Source organism: Paenibacillus sp. FSL P4-0176, from assembly GCF_037975265.1.
Taxonomy (GTDB): domain Bacteria; phylum Bacillota; class Bacilli; order Paenibacillales; family Paenibacillaceae; genus Paenibacillus; species Paenibacillus amylolyticus.
This window is the reverse complement of the sequence record NZ_CP150242.1, coordinates 4,187,186-4,207,939: the sequence shown is the minus strand read 5'-3', so window position 1 is coordinate 4,207,939 and position 20,754 is coordinate 4,187,186. Positions and strand designations below refer to the sequence as shown.

Here is a 20,754-nt window from a genome sequence, read left to right as displayed (position 1 = left end):
ATGATTAAATTGAACTTTATGAAATTTACTATGACAATGGTTGGTTTTGCGCTGAGCGCAATTGCTTATGCTGGTGTAAATACAGCAAGCTGGACGCTGATCCACAGTGAGCCAGTACCTGAAGAAATGAAATAATAATATTGCCCCTCATTGCTGTAAATGATGGGGGGCAGATTTTTAAAAAAGAGGTGTAAGAAAATGAAGGAAATTATAGTGCAAAGGAAAGAGGGAAAAAAAATAAGTGACGAAGCTGAATGGTTGCCGTTAGCAAACATAAAATCAACAAGTAGATGGCAATTTGGTGCTAAACATGTGTTTAAAACGGTATTCCATACTGCCGACAAAAATGAATATGTGTATTGTACAAGTAATGATGCTATTATGCATTTATTACATAAAGATAATGGATTGATTGTTGTTGATCGTGGAAGAATGGGGAATTTACATCATGCCGAAGTTATTGACTATGAAAAAGGAAAAATGTTCTTTGATGTAAAATCAGATGATTACATAGAAATAATTGGAGAAGCTAGAAAGAGTGCAGTGAAAGAGTATTTCCAAAAACTATTTGGTAAAAAATAGTTTGAACAGAATAGTGATAAGAATAAAAATAAGTATATAAATAGATGATGTATTATTTTTTTTGTTCTTTGACGTAATGTCTTTATGATGTATAATGAAATGAGAACATAGGTTCTGATTAAGATATATTCGACATACATCGACATTATGATGGGTTACTTTCCAATATTATCTACTTGTCAAGCATTTTTAGTAGGGGGGTTAAAGTGTTTGTCAAGTGCTAAAAGATGGATTAAAATATGAGTTAAGGAAGTCAACTACAATGTGATAACATGAGAGGAAATGGATATATGAAAAATAGTGTTGATATTAGCAGCAAGTCTATCGGACTTTTAACCATAGCTGAATTCTTTTTCCCAGATTGTCTTAATAACGAAGACTTTGTCAGTAAGTGTAGTGGTATGAATGGATATCAAATCAATGAATATCTAGATAGTTACAGAGTCTCAATGATTTCTGAAACACGATTTGATTCATGCAGCGAGTTTGTTAATACATATAGAGACGATGAAACTTCTGCATTGGAGAGGTTGTTCCAAGAAAAAATAAACAGGGCTAAGCTGGAAACATTGAGATGTAAAAAACCAGAAATAATCTATGAGTTTCATATTCAAGATCCTACTGTGCCATTTAACCATTTCACAGGATATTTCATGTAGCCGGATTTCCCGGCAACAAATAAAGAATAAAAATACATATTTACAAATTTATTATCTTGGATTATACTGAGTAAGTAAGCCAAACAATTTAATAAAATAATAGTTTCATCAAGAAATTAAGTAGGGTCTTTCGTCTAATTGGTTAAGGCTCTGATCTCATAAATCAGATAATATCGGTTCAAGTCCGATGAGACCCATTCAACCAAAAATAACACGCTCAGCGTGATTATATAGAGGCAGCAAATTCACTTTGAAAAGGTGGTGAAGCATATGACAAGCAGATTGAGAAGTCCTCCAATGTAACTGAATAACCAGAGAGACAACAATCAAAAAATACATATACACAAAGGGAGATTAAATAATTAATGGCAGACTACAAAATCAAACTCAACAACAATCATGGTGGAAAAGAATTTAATAGTGGGTTTCATTTCGTCGGAAAAGTAAAACCGATTAAAGAAAAAGATAAAAATACAGATAATTGGGAAGACATTCCATTCTTTTCAACAGAAGAAGAGGGTAAAAAGAAAGTATTTCAATTTATTGTTGAAACGGCACTGAGTAATGAATTAAAAGTTAAAGTAACAGGAAAAGAAAAGCCATATGCGTATCCATATAGCAGACAACATGGCAAGTCCGCAAAAGTAGAATGGAATAAAAGATTCAATAAAGAAGCTTATCCAGATAATACATATCATCTCATTGAGCCTGAATGGGATAGAATTGAAAAGTTTAAAGAGATCGTAGAGAAAGATTGTTGGGTGGAAGTTAAGGGGAAATATATCCCATACGAGTTTGAAGCCGAAGACGGAAAAGTAATCAAAGGTATCTCAAGACAAATCAGTTTTATTAATCCGATTAACGAGGAAGGAAAAGTGATTATCGATGGAGAGGTCAAAGAAATTAAAGTCGATAAAAATACTATCAACTATGTTTGTGATTTCCAATCACCTGATTTTATTGAAGTAAATCGTTTTAACATGCAGATTGGTATCAATACTACATATCAAGATAGTGAAACTGGTGATACGAAAGTGAACGCAGTCGTTTTGACAAATGGAGTAGAGAGATCTGAACCAAAAGATGTTGAGATGATGGTCTATCAGAAGAAGGTAGAACAAGGAATCTCGATGGCTGATGCCTTTGCGTCACTAAATACTTATGATTTCATTGAAGTTATTGGTCAAGACAATAACCGTGCAACCTTTGCTTATGTAGATGTTGTTGAAGAAATTGGAACAGACGATCCGTTTAGCCAAGTCGATAGTAGTGAGAAAGTAACTCGCCAAGAGCGCGTAACCAATGGAGATAAAAAAGGTTTGGAAGTAATCAGCTATGTTCAGAGTAGTTTGATGCGTGAGCTTTTAACTGAAGAAGAATTGAGAAAAACAGTAGCTTTGACAAGTAATAATCCGTTCAATAGTGTTAATAATTCAGACGACCCGTTTAGTCAAACAGATAAAGATAAAGATCCTTTTTCTAGCAGCAATAGCAACAAAGATGATGATCCATTTGCATAAGAACTGAGCATTACAAGTGGGGTGTATGTAATTGCACCCCCATATCAATAGAAACAATAATAAAAAAATAATATATAACTCTAAGGAGAGATGTTTAATTTATGGGATTGAGAGACGCAGTAATCAACAATGTACCAAAGGTAGCTCTACATGGAATTCGTTCGCTTATTGTTGGAAATTATAAGTCGGGCAAAACGCGGCTTTGGAAGGAAGTAACCGAACTTCATTACGATAATCCAGATGATTACATGTTGCTATCATTTGAAAAAGGATGGGAAACATGGAGTCTGAAGAACGTTGTCCCTATTCATGCAAAAGGAAAAACTCCAGCAGATCAATGGGAATATTTCCGAAGTACAGTTGTGAAGGATCTTGTTGAGGAAGCAAGCACAAATAAAATTGTTAAACTTCTTGGTGTAGATACTGCCGATAAAGCAATGGCAGCAGCAGAAGAGTGGGTTATTAGAGACTTTAACAAGAGAAATGGGTCAAGATATACCTCCTTGAAAGAAATTAGCGACAAAACTACTGATAATGGATACACCCTTCTTACAGCAGAAATGAATAAGCAGTTTGATACATTGGAAAATTCAGGTTATGGGACAATGTCGCTTGCTTGGTCTAAAGAAAGAGAAACCACGCTTCGTAATGGTAACAAGTTTACATCTATTGATATGATGATGTCTGCTACTGGCAAGAAAGTGTTCGAATCGCAAGCGAGCCTGATTTGTACACTCTATAATGATACTGTGATTTTAGACAAAGACGGAAATGAATTAGATGAAAATATCAAAGATAAAAAAGGAAAAGATAAGGCAAGTGCTTTCCATGAGACTCAGGTTATGATGCTGTTCAGACCAAATGAATTTGTATCAATTGGTGGTGGACGATATGTTAATCTTCCATCAGAACCCGTTCCCTATAGCTCTAAAGAGTTCATGCGAATCTATGAAGAAGCCGTAAAGGGTCAAATGGATGCAGAATCTAGAAAGAATATTGTGAAGATTGAGGAAGAACAAGAAACAGTGCAGGAACAAAAAGCTCAGGAGTTTGCAGAGAAAGAGGAAGCAAAAGCTTCAGCCGACGATCTAATCAATGCCATTCAAACAGAGGTTGATCGTTTCAGTTCTAATGATAAAACAGAAAAAATTGTGCCCAAATTTAAAGATATCCTTGGTGTTCCTAATTTTAGAACAATTACTGATACAGAGAAGCTTCAAGAAGCCCTTGATTTTGTAAAATCAATCTAATACATAGAGTACATGAAAGACAGAATTCATAAAGAATTAATGTCTATATGCAGAGATTCATAATTAAAATATATCTACATATAGATTGAAAGGAGGTGAGTTGATTGAAATACTATCAATACTCAAATGGATCTGATACAGGTTATCAGGGTTGGATTGAAAATGATAACGGTGAAGCCATTGCTTTCATTAAGGATAATGGTGATGTCATCACGCAGTGGTAAATCAATAATACATACGGCCTCACTTGAAATAGTGGGGCTTTACTATAATCAAATATCAGGAAGGTGATACGTTGGAAGTACTCCTATCTCTATTGTTGGCACTGTCCATTGGTCAGGCAGGATTAGAAAGTGCCAATCAAGCACGAGAAGCGAAAAACACGACTAAGATTGAGAGTGTTAAAGTTGAAAAGTTGGTTGACTCTAAGAAAGTAGTTCAAAAGGAAGTTAAGCAAGTAAAAGTTAGTGAGAAGAAACCGAGCAAGACTAAAAAAGAAGTAAAGTGGATGTATTTCACAATTACCGCCTACACAAATGGAAAAGAATCCACGGGGAAGGTAAAAGGGGATAAAGACTACGGCAAGACAGCTTCAGGAGTATACACCAAAGAAGGCGTGACCGCAAGTGCAGATCCGAAGGTGTTTCCAATGGGGACTAAGATTTACATAGAAGGCGTTGGAGAGCGAATTGTACAAGACACTGGCGGTGCAATCAAAGGAAACAAATTAGATTTGTTCATTGAAGACTTAGATGAAGCGTTAGAGTTCGGTAAAAAGAAGAATGTGAGAGTAAGAATCATTGATTAGAAGAGGATGAATACATATGAGTGAAGTTGTTAAGGGAGTAGGGAAGGACGCTCCAACAGTAACCAACGAACTTGGTGGTAAGCAGTCACAAGTCCTTTATCGGTTTGATCTACTCAATCCTGCTGCAATGTTTGAGATGACGAAAGTCTTGAAATATGGAGCAGATAAATATGGTGCAGACAATTGGATGAATATTGAAGTAAGGGATCACATCAATCACATGTTGATTCATGCATATGCTTATTTGGCTGGAGATACCTCTGATGAGCACTTGTCACATATTATGTGTCGTGCAATGTTTGCGCAAGCGGTAGAACTGAAAAATCAGCAATATCAGAAAGACAGAGTAGTTTGTGAATAGGCTTAAAACTGTCAAATACATAAGTGAAACCTCTGTAGATGAGATGGTCAAACAGATCGTCTCTAAGCAGAGTGATATAGGTAAGGTAATTGAGTCAGCAAAAGCAAGCAGGACTGAATATGGACTTAAAGTGCAAGAGTTGGTAGATAGACTAAGTAGCGAAGGGGAAGGTTAGAATCAAATTAAAACTTAAAGATAGTATAGTTACTGATTTGAATTACGGAGATGTGGTCACGGATGATTCGTGGGGAGAATTCTTAATTGTTTGTGATCCTGATGAATCATGTGACTATCCAATCTTACTGGTCAGTCCTGACACTTGTCGTGTAGAGCGTAGATATCAAGATTTTGATCGAATGTTTATTGATTTCAGAATTATCAGGCATGTGCCTTCAGATTCATTGTTATTGTCTGAGGAATAGGTAAAAGCTGTATTTCATCGGAATTATAAATTCATATAACAAGGAGAAAACGAATGAATAAAATCAAAGAGTTCATCAAAAAGGTTAAAAATAGATTTAGCACACCAGTTAAACCATTGGCAGCGGACGTGTTTGAGGAAGAAAAGAGCATCAAGATTAGTAAAGATAGCATCGAGCTGGGAAACTTTAAAATTCAATCGAATGGCGATGTTCACATTACTTCAGATAAGGGAATCAATTTGACAGTAGGTAATCCAAGTTCGATCGTAGAAGCTGAGATGATTGAAGCGCCATTTAGCCCAAAATGGATCAGGAAAGAGATTGTAAAATATCCTGATTTGAATAGACGCATGAAGAAAACAAAAAACAAAAGAATCAAAAAGAAAATTCAGAAACGGATTGATGGATATGGAGACAAATAACTTAGATGTGGCTACTCAAAGATACGATTGTTGCTTTGAATTGCTACGTAAGGGAATTTACTTTGAAGTCGATACTGAGGGATCACATGTATCTTTCTCTAGTTTCAAAGATGAAGAATTTCTGACTGAAGTTTGCCTCAGAAAAGACGATGTAATGCGGTTAATCCATCAGTTGCAAGATAGTTTAGAAAAGGAGTGATTATATATGACAGCAAAATCTCATTTTAGAGGTCATGAGATTGAGTATCTTAATGGAGAGTGGGTATTTTCAGACACTAAAGAATCAACTGTAGCAACTTTCGAAACACGTCCATGTGGGCATTGTAATAAGTTTGCAACTCCCGAAGGTCATGATCCATGTCTGGGCACACTGCCACGAGTGATGAATGCGTGTTGTGGACATGGAAGCGTGAGTGAGACATATGTTCAATTTATGGATACGTCGTGCGTTAGAGGAAAAGAAGCACAAGAGATGATTGAGATTTTGAGATTTGAAAGAGAGTAGAGTGGGCATGAAAAAATTCAAAGTAGAAGTTACCACAACCAATACATATGAAGTTGAAATTGATGAGAATGTACTAAATGAAGAATGGATGCAAGAGTTTAGAGAGACCTTCTATTCATTTAGTACACTAGAAGAACATGCGCAACAGATCGCTGAACAAAGAGTTCGTAAAGCTGAGCGTACAGATTCGTTCTTGGAGGGTTATGGAAAAGTTCGAATTAAGGATTATGGGTTTGATTCTAAGAACTGGGACAGTCCAGTTGATGGAATCACTATTAATGTTATTAATGAAGATGAAATCGCAGAAACCGAAGTGACCGAAATTTTATAAGGGGAGAATAAATGAAGAGAAAATGTAGCAAGTGTAGTAATAAGGTAGAGGCAAAATATCGTAACAGCGAAGTATACTGCCACTTACACAATCAAGAAGATGAATTATATGATGCTGATGAAAACTGTGAACATGAGATTGTTGCTGCTGGCTTTAGTGGTGTGAAGTGTACAAAATGTACCGGATGGTTTTGCTTCTAGGTAAAATAAAGAATTCATTAAGAAATGGAGATGAATAAATATGAAGATTGAGGTTGATCTACACAAAAAATCAGAAGTGTACATAAAAGATACATTTTCAAGATATGTGAAAACCGATGATAATCCATTTTTGAGAACTATTAAGCATTGCATAATCCACATGTATCCATACAGCGATACCTATCAAGATGATGGAGAATTAAATGGATATTCAGACGCTTTAAACTTTAGAGTTTCCATTTATGATATTGAGAATATGACAGTGTATAATTCAAGTTTTCATGATGCAATCTTCACTGAAGTTCAGTGTCAAGTTAAATACTTTAAAGACCTGAGCACAATGATGCATTTTGAAAGACCAATTCAGTTAATTATGGGTAAGGGAATTCATGTAATTAAGCCTAACTAGTAGGTGTCATTAAAATAAAAGAAGCTATTAGAAATGGAGATTGTAAATGAAATCACATCTTAAAAATAATTATTTAAACTATATTTTGGTAATCATTGCTGTAGTGGCATCATCACTTTTACAAGATAGTGTACTTAAAGTTAGTTTTCAAGGTATGTGGGTATGGTTTGCATTAACATTAGTTTTCCCGATTATTTTGGCTCATGTTATCGTCTATTGTTATATGTTGATTATGGGAGGTAGCTATACAGTTAGTAGTGAAGGCATCGTAAATAGATTGAAAAAACTAAAAAGATCTAAGTAAAATTGATATTTCACATAGAAAGGAGAGATAGCTTGAGTATGAATGCTACGCATGTTAGTACGATGATATTTTCAGATGATCAACTAAAAGCTGAATCAAAGATGAACGAACTGATAAGATATCTACCCAAAAAAAACAATCATCAGACGCAAAAAGGATTATGTTAAAACAGTTATTGGAACATACCAAGCAAAAAAGTATAGTGACAATTGCAGAGGATTTAGATATCAAGAAGTCTATATTGATAAAACTCTTTGGTACAGCCCTTCAGATGTTGCTGCGATTATGATGAAACTAGTCCCACCTTACGAAAATTTGACCGTAAGCGACAATTATAAATGGAAAGACCATGTACATTTCTTCTTAGTAAAACGTTAAGGGTGTGAAACTATTGAACAAAATTTTGATTCGAGACTATTACCATAGTTGCTCAGATGGTTGTTGTGGTGAATGGGGAACAGAATTAATTGTGAATGATAGGTTGGCTGGCACATATACAGATGTTGACATGGATGTTGTAAAGAATTTATTAGAAGCATTAGATGTGGAGTTTGAACTTGAATACATATATGACCATCAAGACTAAAAGAAATCGATCTTTGACCGAGATAGGAGTATTTAGATGAACGAAGACTTAAAGTTTCTTAAAGAGCTACAAGCTGAATTAAATACTCAAGAAACTGACTGTCAGGCAGCGCCTCGTTTTTGGACGATTATGGACTACAAGAAGTCACCCGGAAATGTGGATTATGATAGTGGTGAGATTGAATATTATCACAATGATGGAGACTATATATCGTTTGGCAATTTCAATGATTTAAAAGAATTTATTGAGGAGCATTACGAAGAGGAAATAGATGATGATCTGAGATGGCATTTAAGCGATGATGATTTCGAGTCTCTTTGGCAATACATAGAAGAAAATTTGAATGGTGATGGATATTTTGATTCAGTATTTGTAAAAGAAGTAGAGTTTATTGCACCTAATACAATGTTTCTGACTAAAGCGGAAGCCAAGCGACATTTAGAATTAAACCATTACCATTACACTAGTAAGGCACATGCATATGCAATGACAGCTTGGAGAGCGCCAAAAGTAGAAAGACTATTGAAGATATTGAGCGAGTTAGACTTTGATTCATTGATTAAGGGAGGAAAAACGTTTGAAGATTAAAGCAAAAGTTAAAATTAAAACTGGATACAACCTTGATTGTGAAATTGACGCAATCAAATTTAAAGTTACATTTAAAGAGCCCAATAAATTCAGAAGAGTAAAACTACAAGATTGTATCATTGCACATAATTGGCGACAAAAAGAAACGAAAACAGAATTTATGGAGAGATGCAATGTGTTTCTATCAGATCAGAACGAGATGGTTCGTGTAGTAAAAGAGATGGTAAATGAATACTTCGAGAAGAAGGAAATCACATCTAATAGTGACGTACTGGAGGATGGTGTGAGAGCATCAATTAAAGCATTCAATAAAAAGGATTTCGAAATTGAAGTTGAAATCTAAACGAAATCAGCATTTGATCTAGAAAGGGAGAATGAAAAACATGAATCAAGAATTAGCAAATGAGCTCATTGATATAATCAAAGACTATAAAAAGTTATCCGATTTTATTGAGAATGAAGTTCCATATAAATATTCAGAAGATATTAGAGATGACTTGTTTTTGAATACATATCTAAATGACGTAATAACACGAATTAAGGAGACACAAAATGTTTAATGTTGATATTGGGTTAAAGAATGGAAGTATCCTATGTAACTGCTCAATTTTCGAAGAAGTAGTAGAGAGACTTGGTGTAAGAATGGTGCAGGTCACCGCCAAAGAAAAGATCGAACAACAGTTTTCTAAAATGCCTTGGGGTAATGAACATCGATTTGTGTACTTTCAGAATGAAGATATGAATGGAAAAGTAAATGTGATGAATATAGAGAAATACACTCTTGCCGAGGAAGGTAATGAGTCATGAATCGTAAATCAGAAATTGAAGCAGTAAAAGATCTAGGAGAAAGAATTGGCTACGGTAATCTAATGGATATTGCTTCGGCTTTATGGTCGGTAGATTTAGAAGATAAGTATGGGATCAGTACGGGAGCTTTTGTGCCTACCGTTTTACCATTTATAAATAAAAAAGATCGAAAAATTACTGAAGCAAGACTTGAATCAATGATGGATCATGTCAGAGAAATGATAAAATGAAACTTTGATCAAAAAAGGGTGAGTTAAATATTGAATGACAAATGTGTTAAGTGTGGAGAAGAAATATATGAGTCAGGATCTATCAGTAGATGTTTGGGATGTGGAAAAGCAACAGCCAAGGAAATACACGGAGAAGATTATTTTAAGGCTAAAAATAATATAATTTCGAAGGAGAAACAAAGTGAATTGGTTTAAAGATATTCCTGTTTTGAAGTGGGACGATCTAGACGGTAAAACTCTGCTTATACGAATAGAAGAGTCTGAAGGTGCAAAGATTATAGCTGGCTATGATCCAGTGGACGGAAAAATGTATGTACTAGCAGAAAAACTTAGTTTTAATAGGAGTTGATTAGAATCAGAGACTTCACCAAGGAAGAATCTAATAACTATACCAAAGCCTTAGAAAGTCTGTTTACTCCTACGGGGAGAGTGTTAGATTTCGACATAGGGCTAGTGAATGTTAGTAAAATGGTGTGTATGTTAAAAAATCTCGTTGTAGCTGCAAATGAGTTAGATTCTGAACTCTGCACCATTTTGAGCAGAGACGTTGATGAGGGTGCAAGTATGACAGGCAATAGATATGAAGAATTGATGGATTATATCATTGAAGCTGAAGACTATTTGAAAGAACAGGGAGTTGATGTTGAATGAGTTTTACGACAATTGAGCGAGAGACTGATTGTGTCTGTAACGATGAGACGAATGAGTGGGAAGTTTATAGTTGTTCTCCCAAAGTAATCACAAAGATTAAGAAAGCTGGTTTGGAATTGTTACGGGTAGATGAGCATGGAGGACATTACTTCAGAGGTGATGATGGACAGGTGTCATTCCGGGCTAAGAGTACTGGTCGAGTATGGACTGAGGAGCAAAAGCAAGCTGCCGCTGAACGTCTCAAAGAAGCTAGATCTAAGAAAGGAAAATAAATGAAAAAGGAGACAATAGAGCGAACAGAGACTCAAAGGGACAAGATTATTGCAACTTTGAAACGAGCTGGAGAGTCGGGAGTAACCAATGTAGAATTAAATAAGATTGCTTTACGATACAATGCACGTATTCAGGAATTGTATGTACGTGGATATAAAATACATAGCGAAGAATTAGATGGTGGAGTTACTAAATACATATTGATTTCAGAGCCAACAGAACCATTCAAGAAACCAGATAAGGCCATAGACATTTTAATTGAAGATATAGAGAGTAAATATAATGGAAATATAAACGCGCGCGAATTGAACGAGTATTTGGATACACAAGGTTTCACAGTTAGACGGAAGATTGGTTCGTACTGTTAAACAATAAATAATACTTGGAGTGATGATTTGTATGGAATTATTCTTCAGCAAACTTAAAAAATTTATGTCTGAGTGTGAAGAATTAGAAAGTTTAAAGGTGGCGGGTTATTACCGTACCATAGAACAGATGAGTGATAAATTGAAACAACTGTTTGAAGAGTGCGAGAAATATAATTTTTCGTTTACATTCTACAGTTCTTCAGAAGGACATTATTCGCTTTATGAATCTGAAGGAATAGATGTTCAATTTTTCAAAAAGAGTGATGGGGACAGTGACTCTTACGGCTGGGATAATCATCTAAACTTTATTTATACATTTGAACTTAGTGATGATATGCGTGGGAGTTATTGTACTTGCGAAGAGTCTGATGCCGGATTTGATTATAGGTATAAATGTTGCGGAGAGGGGTGTGATTGGTATACTCCTAGTGTCACCGTAAAAAGACATGAGACAGTTGCTGTAGATTCATTTGATGGATACGAAAGAGACATGTGGGCACTTCAGGACGTTTGGAATGGAGAGCAAAATGATTCTACTGCCCAACAAAAAGAAGCTCAGAAAAGATACATTCAAGAGCAAATCGATAGATTGAATAATCAGATGCAATCACTAGACTAATACATAGAATACTTTATGAAATGAGAATTTCAATTAGAAAAGGAGATGAGTTATTGAACATAATTAAACGGTTGTTGTTGAAGAGTAATTTCTTTAGAGAGACAATACATAGAAGTAGCGAAGAAATACATAAGCAAAAACTGAACGACATCAGTAAACACTTGAGAGAAGTTAAAAATGAATTGATCAAATTATTACCAACTCAGATGTGGCAGCGGTTTGAAAGTGAAGCATATATCTCAGGTGGATGCATCTATAGCTTATATCACGACAGGCAGCCAAAGGATTACGATTTCTTCTTGGTAAATGAATCGCTCGCAGATGAGCTCAGAGAATATTTTATTGATCATGCTGGATACCATGGCAGTGATATGAGTGGTGGCACATATCAGGGCTTACCGTTGATTGTCACAAACAATGCAATCTCTATTGGTAAGTATCAGATTATTACTCAATGGGTCGGTGAGCCACAAGATGTCATTGGGGATTTTGATTTCAGGCACAACATGTTCTACTGGAAGAATAAGAAAGTATACACATTGAGCGATTGGTCTTATCTGAAAGGGAACGCATTGGTCTATAATGAGCAACGAGCCCGAGACATTGTGGGAACCATTGTACGTGTACCAAGATTCATTCAACGTGGAATGACTATTACACAAAAAGAGATGAGCAAAGTGTTATTGAGACTGAATAGTGTGGGGTTTACAGGTAAGGAAATTGAGATTTTGGAAAATAATAAGTTAGATCGATTTGGATCATAAACCCTCATTCGTCCAAGCTATCTAAGCGAAAGAGAGAATAGTAAGTATTAGTCTTTTTAAATTCCCTATGAGCTTCTATAGTGTTAGCTTTTATCTTGCCATTAATGGTGTTCACAAAGATTGTATTTTCTCTTGGATTGAGTAGCGTCTTAGAAAACTCACTGTCAGAGAGACATATTATTTTGTAATCAATATCTTTAATTTTGATGTTTGTTTCTTTCATAGACATCAGCCCCTAACGATTTTAATATCACTACATTTAATAATACACGATTCAAGGAATAATTTGTTACATCATTGTTGGTGTTAAAGAGTTAAGCTGCGATGCTAATGAAATCGCAATTTCACATAGAAAGGAAGAGAGATAAATGATAAGAATTGAACGGAATAATACGAAGAAAGAAGTTAGAGGGATACAGATGGGAGATTTGGTTTTAATAGACAGCGACCCTTTTTTAGTTACACTCTGGTATCACAATGGAGAATGCTGTTTAGTAAAACTAGAGGATGGTAACATATGGGCTGAACAACCTTTTAAGGAAAACATTAGTGAGATGGAATTGATTGAATATGTGGGTATTGCCGGAGCAACGATCGAATGGATTAGAAAGAGTCAATATGAAATGACAATCAACATAAAATAGAAATTTGAAGTAAAAAAGCACCCCATATGGATGCTCAGAAGCTTTCATGAGTTTCAATTTTAGAGCTGGTCAGGTAATCGATGATTTTTTCATAAGGTTCATCATCGCTACCTTTACGTTTGGGGTCATCCAGCATGTCGAGTACATATTTCAAGAGATGGTTACTAAATTTACCGTCTACCTTAATTCCACATATTTCTTTAATAACATTCCAGAGACTCTCAACTGTGAGAGAGTTAAATTCATTCTCATCTATGCTGCCTTTCATGTTATGTACTACAAAAAGCAATTCAGATAATACATAGTTTTTATCCATTCTACTTAGCCACCAATCAAGTTTTTATTAATAGTTTATCAATTAAGTACAAATCAAACAAGCGAATAAAAGAGGACTTTCACGGAGAAAGGGAGATGATTTAGATTAATATACATGACGATATATATAAGCTTCGGAAAGAAGTTGAAGAAAAGGCGGCTCTGCTGAAGAAACTAGAATCGGACAGCTTTGATGTAAATGGTGTTTGGGAATTTTCGACCGAGGGAGATTGCGAAGGAAGAACAACGAGGAAACTTGGTAAATTTACAGGGAACTTATTCGATGGAATTAAGCAATATGGAAGTCAAAGCTATTATGCCCTCTCTTGTAAAAGAGTTGACTATGTTTCATCAATTGAAAAATCTCCAGAAAAGAAAAGAGTTCACTTCAAAGTATATGACTCTGCAATTGAAATGCATGATAGTAATGATGCTCTTGCCAAACTAACAAGTGAAGTACTGGGTGGGCATTCTCTCGTTAATAGTAATTATTATGGATGTGTAGCACTTGAATGGGAGGAGTGAATACATGAACTGCAACAATACACATTGTTTATGGAATGCCTTTGACCAGTGCTGTGCAGAAAGTGAAGAGTTATCTGTGGCTGCTATTCCAAATACTTTAGATTGCCCATCGGCTATGCGAGTCGATCATCAGGAGGCAATGTACCAGATTATTGATGAGGTCGATGAGATGATGATGAAGCGCAATTTCAAAGAATTAATTGAGATACATAAATTTATTAAAGATCAGAGGGCTAAATAGATGGATGAACTATATGAGAAATACATAAACCAACCAGAACCGCCACGGCTTATGTGTAACTGTGGTTGGAAAGGCAACAAACCAAAAACAATAAAATTTAAAAAAGTAGATCCCAAAATTTGTTGCCCTAATTGTGGAGACAATGTATTCCCTACTGCTGACCTTATTTTCTGGAGAACTGCAAACGGATACGAAGAAAGAATAACATTCCAAGATATCCTTAACGGGAGACACGGGAAGAAAAGTATGTGAAATGTAATTTCACAGAAAAGAGACTATATAAATAGTCTCAATAAATTTCTTTTTGTGGAAGAACATCTCAATCGTTTGTCAATCCATCAACATAGAAGAAATCTTGTCCATCCTTATTGAGTTCTGAGAATTGCTTTAAGCCCTTTGAAATATTGGAGTGCTTATATTTTTGAGGGACACCGTCATATGGAGAAACGTATATTTCGACCTTTCCTTTAGAAATGCCAAAACCTTTTTTAAACTGAATGGTCATGTAGCCATCAGTTAATTCTGTGAAAATTACCTCCCCTGCTTCAAGTAAATTCTTAGCTTGCAGGTCGAAATTTACAGGTTTCGTATTTTTATTTGCCTTAAATTCATCAAACTCACTTTTGTTGCGCAAAAAGAATTTTTCCATAGCGCTTTCTCCTTTGGTGGTTTAACCTATGTAAACAGAATTTTTGTCACTTTAAATACAGTATACTACATTTAAAGTGCACATAGCCTGTCTTTGAAGAAAAAGTGTTAGTTTAATTAAGTATTAAAGGAGGATATATTATATGAGTTATCAAGAAAGTACAACCCAGAAAGACGAAGTAGGACAGGTGGTTCATAGTATCTTAAAAGATGAAGATCATCCAAATACAGAGATATTGATTTACTTTGAAGACGGAGAATGGTGTATTACAAAGGATAAGCGTTTTTATTCTTATGGACTGAAAATAGAAGATAAGGTTAAACATCTTGAAGGAATAATTGAATCATGTAAGAATGAATTGCAAAAGTTTACAAAGCCAATTGATATAGATGATATGCGAGAGATTGCTAATGGTGTAATGTATGACCTCCAGACTGGAATTAAGAAATATAAAAACAATGAGATTGACTGGTCTAATTAGGAGAAAGAAAAAAGAATGAAAGTAATAAATGTTAACAATTTTCATATTAATATCGATGACGAAGATTATGATTTTATCACTAACTTTTACGATGTATCAATAAATAAAGATGGGTATCCTTATTGCTCACCAAAGAAAAAATACAAGCATAAACAAATTGGATTGTATTCGAAATCTCTTCACAAGATCCTGATTATGCCTGAAGGAAGAGGAAGGGGTATAGTCGTTGATCACATTGACGGAAATAAATTAAACAACCAGAAATGTAACTTAAGAATCTGTACACATGCCGAAAACATGAGAAATAGAAAAACAAATACCAATAGCAAACAAAGATTTAAGGGTATTTTCTGGAAGGAGAATATGCAGAAATATGAGGTTAAGATTTATCTTGATACAAAATGTACATATATAGGTGCATTTACAAGTGAAATCGCAGCAGCAAACGCTTATAACTACTGGGCTATTAAATATCATGGCGACTTTGCGAGATTAAATGATGTTGAGTTTATGGAAAAAGAGATTTGGGAAAGTTATTCCGCTAGACACAATAAGAGCAGTATGTACAGAGGAGTTTCAAAGACGTATAAGGGTCTATACAGCGCAAAAATATATCACAACAAAGAGAATGTAGTTGTTGGTGAGTTTGAGACAGAGTATGAAGCAGCTAGAGCTTATGATTTAAAAGCGATTGAACTAAAGGGCGTTAAAGCAAAAGTTAATTTTGATTATAAATAATTAGAATAATACATAATAGAGGAGAATGATTGAATGAGTAAACTTTATGACCTTGGTGAAAAGTACAGACGCTTTAATGACTTTGTGGATGCAGCATGGGATGATGAGGATCTGACAGAAGATGATTTGCAAATGTACATTGAGACTCTGGAGTCAATTGAAGATGAGGTCAGCGTTAAGGTTGAGAATATTGTTAAGTTTATGAAGAATATTGAAGGTGACATTGAGGCTTACAAGAATGAAGAAAAACGACTTGAGAAGAAACGCAAATATCTACAGAACAAGTTTGATGGGCTGAAGAATTACATGCAGACCACACTTGAGATTGGCAATATCGATAAGGTCAATGCTGGTACATTTAAGGTTAAACTACAGACTAACCCACCCTCAATCAATATTATTGATCCCAAGAAGGTTCCTGATAAATACAAGACGGCTCAAGATCCTAAAATCGATAGCAAAGCTTTGCTCAAGGATGTTAAGAATGGCTTAGAGGTTGAAGGTGCAGTTCTTGTAACAGATAAAAAACACATTAGAATTAGTTAAATTAAGAATAAAAATATGTACAGTTTAGATAAATGGTGTTATAATGACTTTAACAAGTTGTTGTAGCATCATTTTTTTGTAGAGAGGAGATACATATTTGAAAGATAGTGGTGGAATTGATATTGAAGAGATGAATAAACTAGCTGAGGAGTTGGGAATTAAAATAACTAAAGATAGCAACAGTCCCGGTATTTACTTGAACGAAAATGGAAAGCGTAAAAAGATGGATGCATTAAGTTTACTTATGGCAATATTCCCAGAATTAAAGAGTGACATAAACCACATTGAGAAGGGAGATGAAATACATTGAGTAACTTAGGTGAGAGAATGCAAAGCATGCTAATTCAGTACATAACAGATGCAACCCAATTAGGTGAGCCTTTATCAAAAGTAATTGTTGAAAACTCTACCTTCTCTGAAATGTTAAAAGAGGACATAGATTTTGTAGGCCATTATTCATTAGAATACTGGGCAGATCAGATCATTGAAGAGACAGTAGAAAGATTGAGAAACGCAATGGACTTATTAAACAAATTAAAGCAATAGTATGTAAAAGATCTGTTTCATAAGGAATCCGGTAGGGAGGTGAATTGTTGAAGATTGAATTAGATTTGTCCAATGAAGAAATTATGGAGTTAGCAAAATTACATGGGATTAGAGTGGAAGAAAATTCTGATAAACCGGGACTTCTTATTCACACAAAAGATGGACAACGAGAGATCACAGTTGAGGATGTATTGGGGGTATAAACATCTTATCTGCTCTTGATAAGATACATAAGGAATTTGTATATAGAAAGGGAGGAAATAATTTGAAAGAATTTTTTAGCAGGTTGAAAAAGACATTACTGTTTACTGGGCTCATAATGTCTTTATGGGGATTGGGCTTGTTATTGATGAATGGAATTTGGTGGTTACAAGATAACTGGGCTATGCCTGATTCGATGAGGAACATAATTATGTGGATACTAATAATAATTTGTATTGGATTTATGATCTATGCACTGTGGAATCTTTTGAAAATTGTATACATTGGATTTCATTGGTTGTTCATTGAGCCATTTAGAAAGAGTCATGGATCATCTGAGTAAAAGGCACGTTTCATAAGAAGGGAGAATAAGTTTTGGACTACTATTTATTACATGAAAAACAACTCGAAGAACTTGGAGACATAAAAGAAGAGATTATGTTGGAATTAGGAACAAGAGAAATTGAGTTTGAAGTTAAACGAAGTCCATCTAGTGGTGAATTATTTACAAAGTTTTATGAACTCTATGCCCATCAAAGAAAGGACAATACGAATGATTAAAATAATCGATGGTGACTTACTTGATGCTACTGAAGATATCATTGGACATCAAACAAATACGAAAGGTGTCTGGGGATCAGGAATAGCAAAAGCGATCAAACAGAAGTATCCAGAAGCATATCCACTATACCGCTTATCATGTCATGAGCATGATGATAGGTTACTGGGTTTATGTCAGACAACCAAAGTAAATAAAAAGAGAGTTATAGCAAACTTGTTCGGACAGTCTACATATGGAAGAAACAAAAATATTATATATACAGATTATAATGCATTGAAAACTGCACTTGAATCGTTAAAGTTACGAGCAAAAAAGTTTGGATATAGTGTGGCATTGCCATATAACATTGGTTGTGGATTAGCTAATGGAGACTGGAAAGTTGTTTATGGGATTATCGAGGAAGTTTTCAGCGATTATGAAGTGACATTGTATAAATTGTGAGGTGGAAAGATGTATAAGAAGTATTGGACTGTGGATGAGAAGCGATACCTAATGAAAGTTAAGGAGTCGCATCAGTGGAGTTGAATCATACATAACAGACTATAATTTAAGTATTCTTGAAAAGAGAAAGTATTGGTTTGGATGGAAGAGTGTATATAGGAATAAATTAGATCATGATTATGAAATGTCACTTGAAAGATTTAAGACGGAATGTATCAAAGACTGTTTTAATAGATAAGAAGAGGAGTTGAGTAGATGGAATACATAGTTAGACTTTCTGAAGACTATGGAAAGTGTGAAAAAGTGCTTAATAAATTAGGTATCGTGGCATATGTGTCTCCCGTTATAGATGGATTGATTGGTTACTGGAGTAAGCTTGATATTGAGTATTTAGAAAAGCTTGACTTTATTAGGCAGATTGAAATTACTCCAAAAGGAACATTTGCTACTTATCGATAGGAGGATAAAAATGAGTGATAATATTTTTGTACCTATTCAAGTAATTGAATCTGGATTAACTGAAGAGTACGTTAAATTGAAAAGAGCAGAAGAAGATTGTGAGAATAAACTTTGGAAGATGTGTGAAGCGCAAGAAAAATTGGTTGGCGACACTCTTAAGAAATTAGATGCTTTAAGACATAGTTTTGTTAAATATACATATGACTATAAAAAATTCCAAGAAAGAAAGGAATGGATAGGATCACTTATGGTTCAAAGCATGTCAAATGAAATTGTAGAGACCCAAGGATTAATTCAAGAATTGATGGCTAGACAAGTAGGAATCAATGAAGAATTAAAAGACTTAAATAAAAAATGTGGTATTTAGAGATTTCACATGAAAGGTCTATTTTAATTAGAAAGTGAGGAATTAATTTGTACTATGTGGGAATGAATTCTGTTGATAATTTAGATATTGTTGAAACTCCTGTTTACAACGAGGAAGTTAGAGAAATATTAGAGTATTTTTACGGTGATCACTATTCCGTTGTTTTTGTAATCGAAGGGCTAGATATTTATATTAAAAATCTATATAGAGAGCCTATCAAAAACCTGCTGACTGAGTGGACTGAAGAGATTAGTTGGAGAGCCACCAATGAAGAAGAATACAGACGTTTTTTGGCTCGTTTGAATGAGCTGATTAAATGAAATGCGTGTTTCATAATGAGTAAAACAAAAAAGAGCAACAAATTGTCGCTCTTTAAATTACATGAGGTGTTTTATCTTGATTTGGGAAGGGAACCAAGCATTTAAATTTATCAACATCTAAATGTAAGGCTTTAAAACGGAGCGCCTCAACATCAGTTAGATGGGTTATAGTGTACTCCGTAATAGTATCTTGGGTAAATAGATACACAAAATTGCTGAACTGGTCATGAAAAATTTGGAATCTTTCAGGATTTTCTTCTCCTGCTCGAACTAATTCGCCTTCTGATGTTTCAATACCATTGTAGATTCGTTCAGATTCAAAGAGTTTCTTAACTTTTTCATAGAAAATTTTGGTTTCTTTAGTTACCATACATTTTCCTCCATACTGTATTGAATTACATTTCCACTATACACCATACTACCATTATATATCCACGTAAAGAGAAACAAAATAGTAGTTTAAATTTGATAAAACATAATTCACAGGAAGCAGGAGGCACTATGGATATCAATGAAATTATAGAGAACAAGTCTTGGTGGCTTCAAGAAGATCTGACGTACCACATGGACAATGAATGGGTTTTAAACAAAGACAAGCCTCAGAATTATAGAAATTTTACTTACTGGAGACAGTTTTTATATCGAACTCCTATTGTTTATTTCCAAATTGCAATTAGAAAACATGTAGAAAGTAAAAGAAGATCTGCAAAATCAGATTACTTCAGAAAAAAGTATTCTGTCATAGTAGCAGGTGCAGAATGTGAAATTCCACTTCCAATTGAAACTTGGGAAGAATTCAGAGAACCTTGGGATTATAGAACAAGTACTTATATTAATTCTTGGTTTGCTGGAGAGAAATACAGATACCATCAAGACTTTGTTGAATACGAAAGGTCGGGAGTTACGCGTTCCACTCATATTAAGGGTTTTGATACATTAAAAGAGGCGAAAAATTTTGCGGAGAAGTGGAGAGATTTTCTAATTAATGACAACCAAGCATACATAGACAAATCAGTTGATATTATGAAGTTAATGAAATGAACATTTCAAAAAAAGAGCG

General features: G+C 34.7%; 42 protein-coding genes and 1 tRNA gene. 39 read left to right on the top strand and 4 right to left on the bottom strand.

Going from position 1 to position 20,754, the window contains the following annotated elements:
• The 25 genes from MKY95_RS19260 to MKY95_RS19140 all read left to right on the top strand — a co-directional run bounded on the left by MKY95_RS19260 (position 1) and on the right by MKY95_RS19140 (position 12,659).
• Positions 1-135, top strand: coding sequence for a cyclic lactone autoinducer peptide (locus MKY95_RS19260; protein ID WP_253437653.1), 135 nt, complete (start codon positions 1-3; stop codon positions 133-135).
• Positions 136-198: 63 nt separating this feature from the next.
• Positions 199-582, top strand: a complete 384-nt coding sequence (locus MKY95_RS19255; protein WP_339193932.1) for a hypothetical protein — start codon at positions 199-201, stop codon at positions 580-582.
• Positions 583-872: 290 nt separating this feature from the next.
• Positions 873-1,241, top strand: a complete 369-nt coding sequence (locus MKY95_RS19250) for a hypothetical protein (protein ID WP_339193930.1) — start codon at positions 873-875, stop codon at positions 1,239-1,241.
• 123 nt (positions 1,242-1,364) lie between these two features.
• Positions 1,365-1,438 (top strand) — tRNA-Ile (locus MKY95_RS19245).
• Between the two features lie 168 nt (positions 1,439-1,606).
• Positions 1,607-2,761, top strand: a complete 1,155-nt coding sequence (locus MKY95_RS19240) for a hypothetical protein (protein ID WP_339193929.1) — start codon at positions 1,607-1,609, stop codon at positions 2,759-2,761.
• A gap of 101 nt (positions 2,762-2,862) precedes the next feature.
• Positions 2,863-4,011 (top strand): AAA family ATPase, encoded by a 1,149-nt coding sequence (locus MKY95_RS19235; protein ID WP_110894680.1) that lies wholly within the window; start codon positions 2,863-2,865, stop codon positions 4,009-4,011.
• 319 nt (positions 4,012-4,330) lie between these two features.
• Positions 4,331-4,819 (top strand): 3D domain-containing protein, encoded by a 489-nt coding sequence (locus MKY95_RS19230; RefSeq protein WP_339193926.1) that lies wholly within the window; start codon positions 4,331-4,333, stop codon positions 4,817-4,819.
• Between the two features lie 16 nt (positions 4,820-4,835).
• Entirely contained in the window at positions 4,836-5,180 is a 345-nt protein-coding gene (locus tag MKY95_RS19225; RefSeq protein WP_110894676.1) for a dATP/dGTP diphosphohydrolase domain-containing protein, read from the top strand.
• A 475-nt stretch (positions 5,181-5,655) separates the two neighbouring features.
• On the top strand, positions 5,656-6,024 hold the full coding sequence (locus MKY95_RS19220; RefSeq protein ID WP_339193924.1) for a hypothetical protein: 369 nt from the start codon (positions 5,656-5,658) through the stop codon (positions 6,022-6,024).
• A gap of 205 nt (positions 6,025-6,229) precedes the next feature.
• Positions 6,230-6,529 (top strand): hypothetical protein, encoded by a 300-nt coding sequence (locus tag MKY95_RS19215; RefSeq protein WP_339193922.1) that lies wholly within the window; start codon positions 6,230-6,232, stop codon positions 6,527-6,529.
• A gap of 7 nt (positions 6,530-6,536) precedes the next feature.
• Positions 6,537-6,860 (top strand): hypothetical protein, encoded by a 324-nt coding sequence (locus MKY95_RS19210; protein WP_339193921.1) that lies wholly within the window; start codon positions 6,537-6,539, stop codon positions 6,858-6,860.
• A 240-nt stretch (positions 6,861-7,100) separates the two neighbouring features.
• Positions 7,101-7,469: a hypothetical protein gene (locus tag MKY95_RS19205; protein WP_339193919.1), complete on the top strand. Its 369-nt coding sequence runs from the start codon at positions 7,101-7,103 to the stop codon at positions 7,467-7,469.
• A gap of 46 nt (positions 7,470-7,515) precedes the next feature.
• Positions 7,516-7,773, top strand: coding sequence for a hypothetical protein (locus tag MKY95_RS19200; protein WP_339193917.1), 258 nt, complete (start codon positions 7,516-7,518; stop codon positions 7,771-7,773).
• A 391-nt stretch (positions 7,774-8,164) separates the two neighbouring features.
• A complete protein-coding gene (locus MKY95_RS19195) occupies positions 8,165-8,359 on the top strand; it encodes a hypothetical protein (protein WP_339193915.1) in 195 nt (64 codons plus the stop codon).
• Between the two features lie 36 nt (positions 8,360-8,395).
• Positions 8,396-8,947, top strand: a complete 552-nt coding sequence (locus MKY95_RS19190; protein ID WP_339193913.1) for a hypothetical protein — start codon at positions 8,396-8,398, stop codon at positions 8,945-8,947.
• A complete protein-coding gene (locus MKY95_RS19185) occupies positions 8,937-9,290 on the top strand; it encodes a hypothetical protein (RefSeq protein ID WP_339193911.1) in 354 nt (117 codons plus the stop codon). Before MKY95_RS19190 ends, MKY95_RS19185 begins: the two co-directional genes overlap by 11 nt.
• Positions 9,291-9,330: 40 nt before the next feature.
• Positions 9,331-9,507, top strand: coding sequence for a hypothetical protein (locus MKY95_RS19180; protein WP_167483615.1), 177 nt, complete (start codon positions 9,331-9,333; stop codon positions 9,505-9,507).
• Entirely contained in the window at positions 9,500-9,754 is a 255-nt protein-coding gene (locus tag MKY95_RS19175; protein ID WP_339193909.1) for a hypothetical protein, read from the top strand. Before MKY95_RS19180 ends, MKY95_RS19175 begins: the two co-directional genes overlap by 8 nt.
• Complete coding sequence (locus tag MKY95_RS19170) at positions 9,751-9,984, top strand: hypothetical protein (RefSeq protein ID WP_339193908.1); 234 nt, start codon at positions 9,751-9,753, stop codon at positions 9,982-9,984. The genes MKY95_RS19175 and MKY95_RS19170 overlap by 4 nt, the downstream gene beginning before the upstream one ends.
• Positions 9,985-10,165: 181 nt before the next feature.
• A complete protein-coding gene (locus MKY95_RS19165) occupies positions 10,166-10,333 on the top strand; it encodes a hypothetical protein (protein ID WP_339193906.1) in 168 nt (55 codons plus the stop codon).
• Between the two features lie 104 nt (positions 10,334-10,437).
• The gene (locus tag MKY95_RS19160; protein WP_339193904.1) at positions 10,438-10,635 is read left to right on the top strand and encodes a hypothetical protein; all 198 of its coding nucleotides are present in this window, start codon (positions 10,438-10,440) and stop codon (positions 10,633-10,635) included.
• Complete coding sequence (locus MKY95_RS19155; protein ID WP_339193903.1) at positions 10,632-10,907, top strand: hypothetical protein; 276 nt, start codon at positions 10,632-10,634, stop codon at positions 10,905-10,907. Before MKY95_RS19160 ends, MKY95_RS19155 begins: the two co-directional genes overlap by 4 nt.
• The gene (locus MKY95_RS19150) at positions 10,908-11,276 is read left to right on the top strand and encodes a hypothetical protein (protein WP_339193901.1); all 369 of its coding nucleotides are present in this window, start codon (positions 10,908-10,910) and stop codon (positions 11,274-11,276) included.
• A gap of 31 nt (positions 11,277-11,307) precedes the next feature.
• Entirely contained in the window at positions 11,308-11,895 is a 588-nt protein-coding gene (locus tag MKY95_RS19145) for a hypothetical protein (RefSeq protein WP_339193899.1), read from the top strand.
• A 53-nt stretch (positions 11,896-11,948) separates the two neighbouring features.
• Positions 11,949-12,659, top strand: coding sequence for a hypothetical protein (locus MKY95_RS19140; RefSeq protein ID WP_339193897.1), 711 nt, complete (start codon positions 11,949-11,951; stop codon positions 12,657-12,659).
• 4 nt (positions 12,660-12,663) lie between these two features.
• On the opposite strand, the gene MKY95_RS19135 is transcribed toward MKY95_RS19140, so the two are convergent.
• Positions 12,664-12,882 carry a hypothetical protein gene (locus MKY95_RS19135; protein ID WP_339193895.1) on the bottom strand — a complete coding sequence of 73 codons (219 nt, stop codon included), beginning with the start codon at positions 12,880-12,882 and terminating at the stop codon, positions 12,664-12,666.
• 145 nt (positions 12,883-13,027) lie between these two features.
• On the opposite strand from MKY95_RS19135, the gene MKY95_RS19130 reads away from it, so the two are divergent.
• The gene (locus MKY95_RS19130; RefSeq protein WP_339193894.1) at positions 13,028-13,303 is read left to right on the top strand and encodes a hypothetical protein; all 276 of its coding nucleotides are present in this window, start codon (positions 13,028-13,030) and stop codon (positions 13,301-13,303) included.
• Between the two features lie 34 nt (positions 13,304-13,337).
• Here the strand turns inward: MKY95_RS19130 and MKY95_RS19125 are convergent, their stop codons facing one another.
• Positions 13,338-13,619 carry a hypothetical protein gene (locus MKY95_RS19125; RefSeq protein ID WP_339193892.1) on the bottom strand — a complete coding sequence of 94 codons (282 nt, stop codon included), beginning with the start codon at positions 13,617-13,619 and terminating at the stop codon, positions 13,338-13,340.
• 528 nt (positions 13,620-14,147) lie between these two features.
• On the opposite strand from MKY95_RS19125, the gene MKY95_RS19120 reads away from it, so the two are divergent.
• A complete protein-coding gene (locus MKY95_RS19120; protein ID WP_339193890.1) occupies positions 14,148-14,384 on the top strand; it encodes a hypothetical protein in 237 nt (78 codons plus the stop codon).
• A gap of 319 nt (positions 14,385-14,703) precedes the next feature.
• Here MKY95_RS19120 and MKY95_RS19115 read toward each other — a convergent pair whose 3' ends face one another.
• On the bottom strand, positions 14,704-15,033 hold the full coding sequence (locus tag MKY95_RS19115; RefSeq protein WP_339193889.1) for a hypothetical protein: 330 nt from the start codon (positions 15,031-15,033) through the stop codon (positions 14,704-14,706).
• Between the two features lie 142 nt (positions 15,034-15,175).
• Between MKY95_RS19115 and MKY95_RS19110 the strand changes: the two genes are divergently transcribed.
• The 11 genes from MKY95_RS19110 to MKY95_RS19060 all read left to right on the top strand — a co-directional run bounded on the left by MKY95_RS19110 (position 15,176) and on the right by MKY95_RS19060 (position 19,694).
• Positions 15,176-15,514, top strand: coding sequence for a hypothetical protein (locus MKY95_RS19110; protein ID WP_339193887.1), 339 nt, complete (start codon positions 15,176-15,178; stop codon positions 15,512-15,514).
• 15 nt (positions 15,515-15,529) lie between these two features.
• Complete coding sequence (locus MKY95_RS19105) at positions 15,530-16,252, top strand: HNH endonuclease (RefSeq protein WP_339193886.1); 723 nt, start codon at positions 15,530-15,532, stop codon at positions 16,250-16,252.
• Between the two features lie 33 nt (positions 16,253-16,285).
• Positions 16,286-16,798, top strand: a complete 513-nt coding sequence (locus tag MKY95_RS19100) for a siphovirus Gp157 family protein (protein WP_339193884.1) — start codon at positions 16,286-16,288, stop codon at positions 16,796-16,798.
• 97 nt (positions 16,799-16,895) lie between these two features.
• A complete protein-coding gene (locus MKY95_RS19095) occupies positions 16,896-17,108 on the top strand; it encodes a hypothetical protein (protein ID WP_339193882.1) in 213 nt (70 codons plus the stop codon).
• A complete protein-coding gene (locus MKY95_RS19090) occupies positions 17,105-17,344 on the top strand; it encodes a hypothetical protein (RefSeq protein ID WP_339193880.1) in 240 nt (79 codons plus the stop codon). The genes MKY95_RS19095 and MKY95_RS19090 overlap by 4 nt, the downstream gene beginning before the upstream one ends.
• 47 nt (positions 17,345-17,391) lie before the next feature.
• Positions 17,392-17,547 (top strand): hypothetical protein, encoded by a 156-nt coding sequence (locus MKY95_RS19085; RefSeq protein WP_339193879.1) that lies wholly within the window; start codon positions 17,392-17,394, stop codon positions 17,545-17,547.
• Between the two features lie 373 nt (positions 17,548-17,920).
• The gene (locus MKY95_RS19080; RefSeq protein ID WP_339193878.1) at positions 17,921-18,106 is read left to right on the top strand and encodes a hypothetical protein; all 186 of its coding nucleotides are present in this window, start codon (positions 17,921-17,923) and stop codon (positions 18,104-18,106) included.
• Complete coding sequence (locus tag MKY95_RS19075; RefSeq protein WP_339193876.1) at positions 18,099-18,548, top strand: macro domain-containing protein; 450 nt, start codon at positions 18,099-18,101, stop codon at positions 18,546-18,548. The genes MKY95_RS19080 and MKY95_RS19075 overlap by 8 nt, the downstream gene beginning before the upstream one ends.
• Positions 18,549-18,803: 255 nt before the next feature.
• On the top strand, positions 18,804-19,007 hold the full coding sequence (locus MKY95_RS19070) for a hypothetical protein (RefSeq protein ID WP_339193874.1): 204 nt from the start codon (positions 18,804-18,806) through the stop codon (positions 19,005-19,007).
• A 10-nt stretch (positions 19,008-19,017) separates the two neighbouring features.
• Positions 19,018-19,374, top strand: a complete 357-nt coding sequence (locus MKY95_RS19065; protein ID WP_339193872.1) for a hypothetical protein — start codon at positions 19,018-19,020, stop codon at positions 19,372-19,374.
• Positions 19,375-19,436: 62 nt separating this feature from the next.
• The gene (locus MKY95_RS19060) at positions 19,437-19,694 is read left to right on the top strand and encodes a hypothetical protein (protein WP_339193870.1); all 258 of its coding nucleotides are present in this window, start codon (positions 19,437-19,439) and stop codon (positions 19,692-19,694) included.
• A 52-nt stretch (positions 19,695-19,746) separates the two neighbouring features.
• Here MKY95_RS19060 and MKY95_RS19055 read toward each other — a convergent pair whose 3' ends face one another.
• Complete coding sequence (locus MKY95_RS19055; RefSeq protein ID WP_339193868.1) at positions 19,747-20,064, bottom strand: hypothetical protein; 318 nt, start codon at positions 20,062-20,064, stop codon at positions 19,747-19,749.
• Between the two features lie 131 nt (positions 20,065-20,195).
• Between MKY95_RS19055 and MKY95_RS19050 the strand changes: the two genes are divergently transcribed.
• Positions 20,196-20,735 carry a hypothetical protein gene (locus MKY95_RS19050; RefSeq protein ID WP_339193866.1) on the top strand — a complete coding sequence of 180 codons (540 nt, stop codon included), beginning with the start codon at positions 20,196-20,198 and terminating at the stop codon, positions 20,733-20,735.
• The last annotated feature ends 19 nt before the right edge of the window (positions 20,736-20,754 follow it).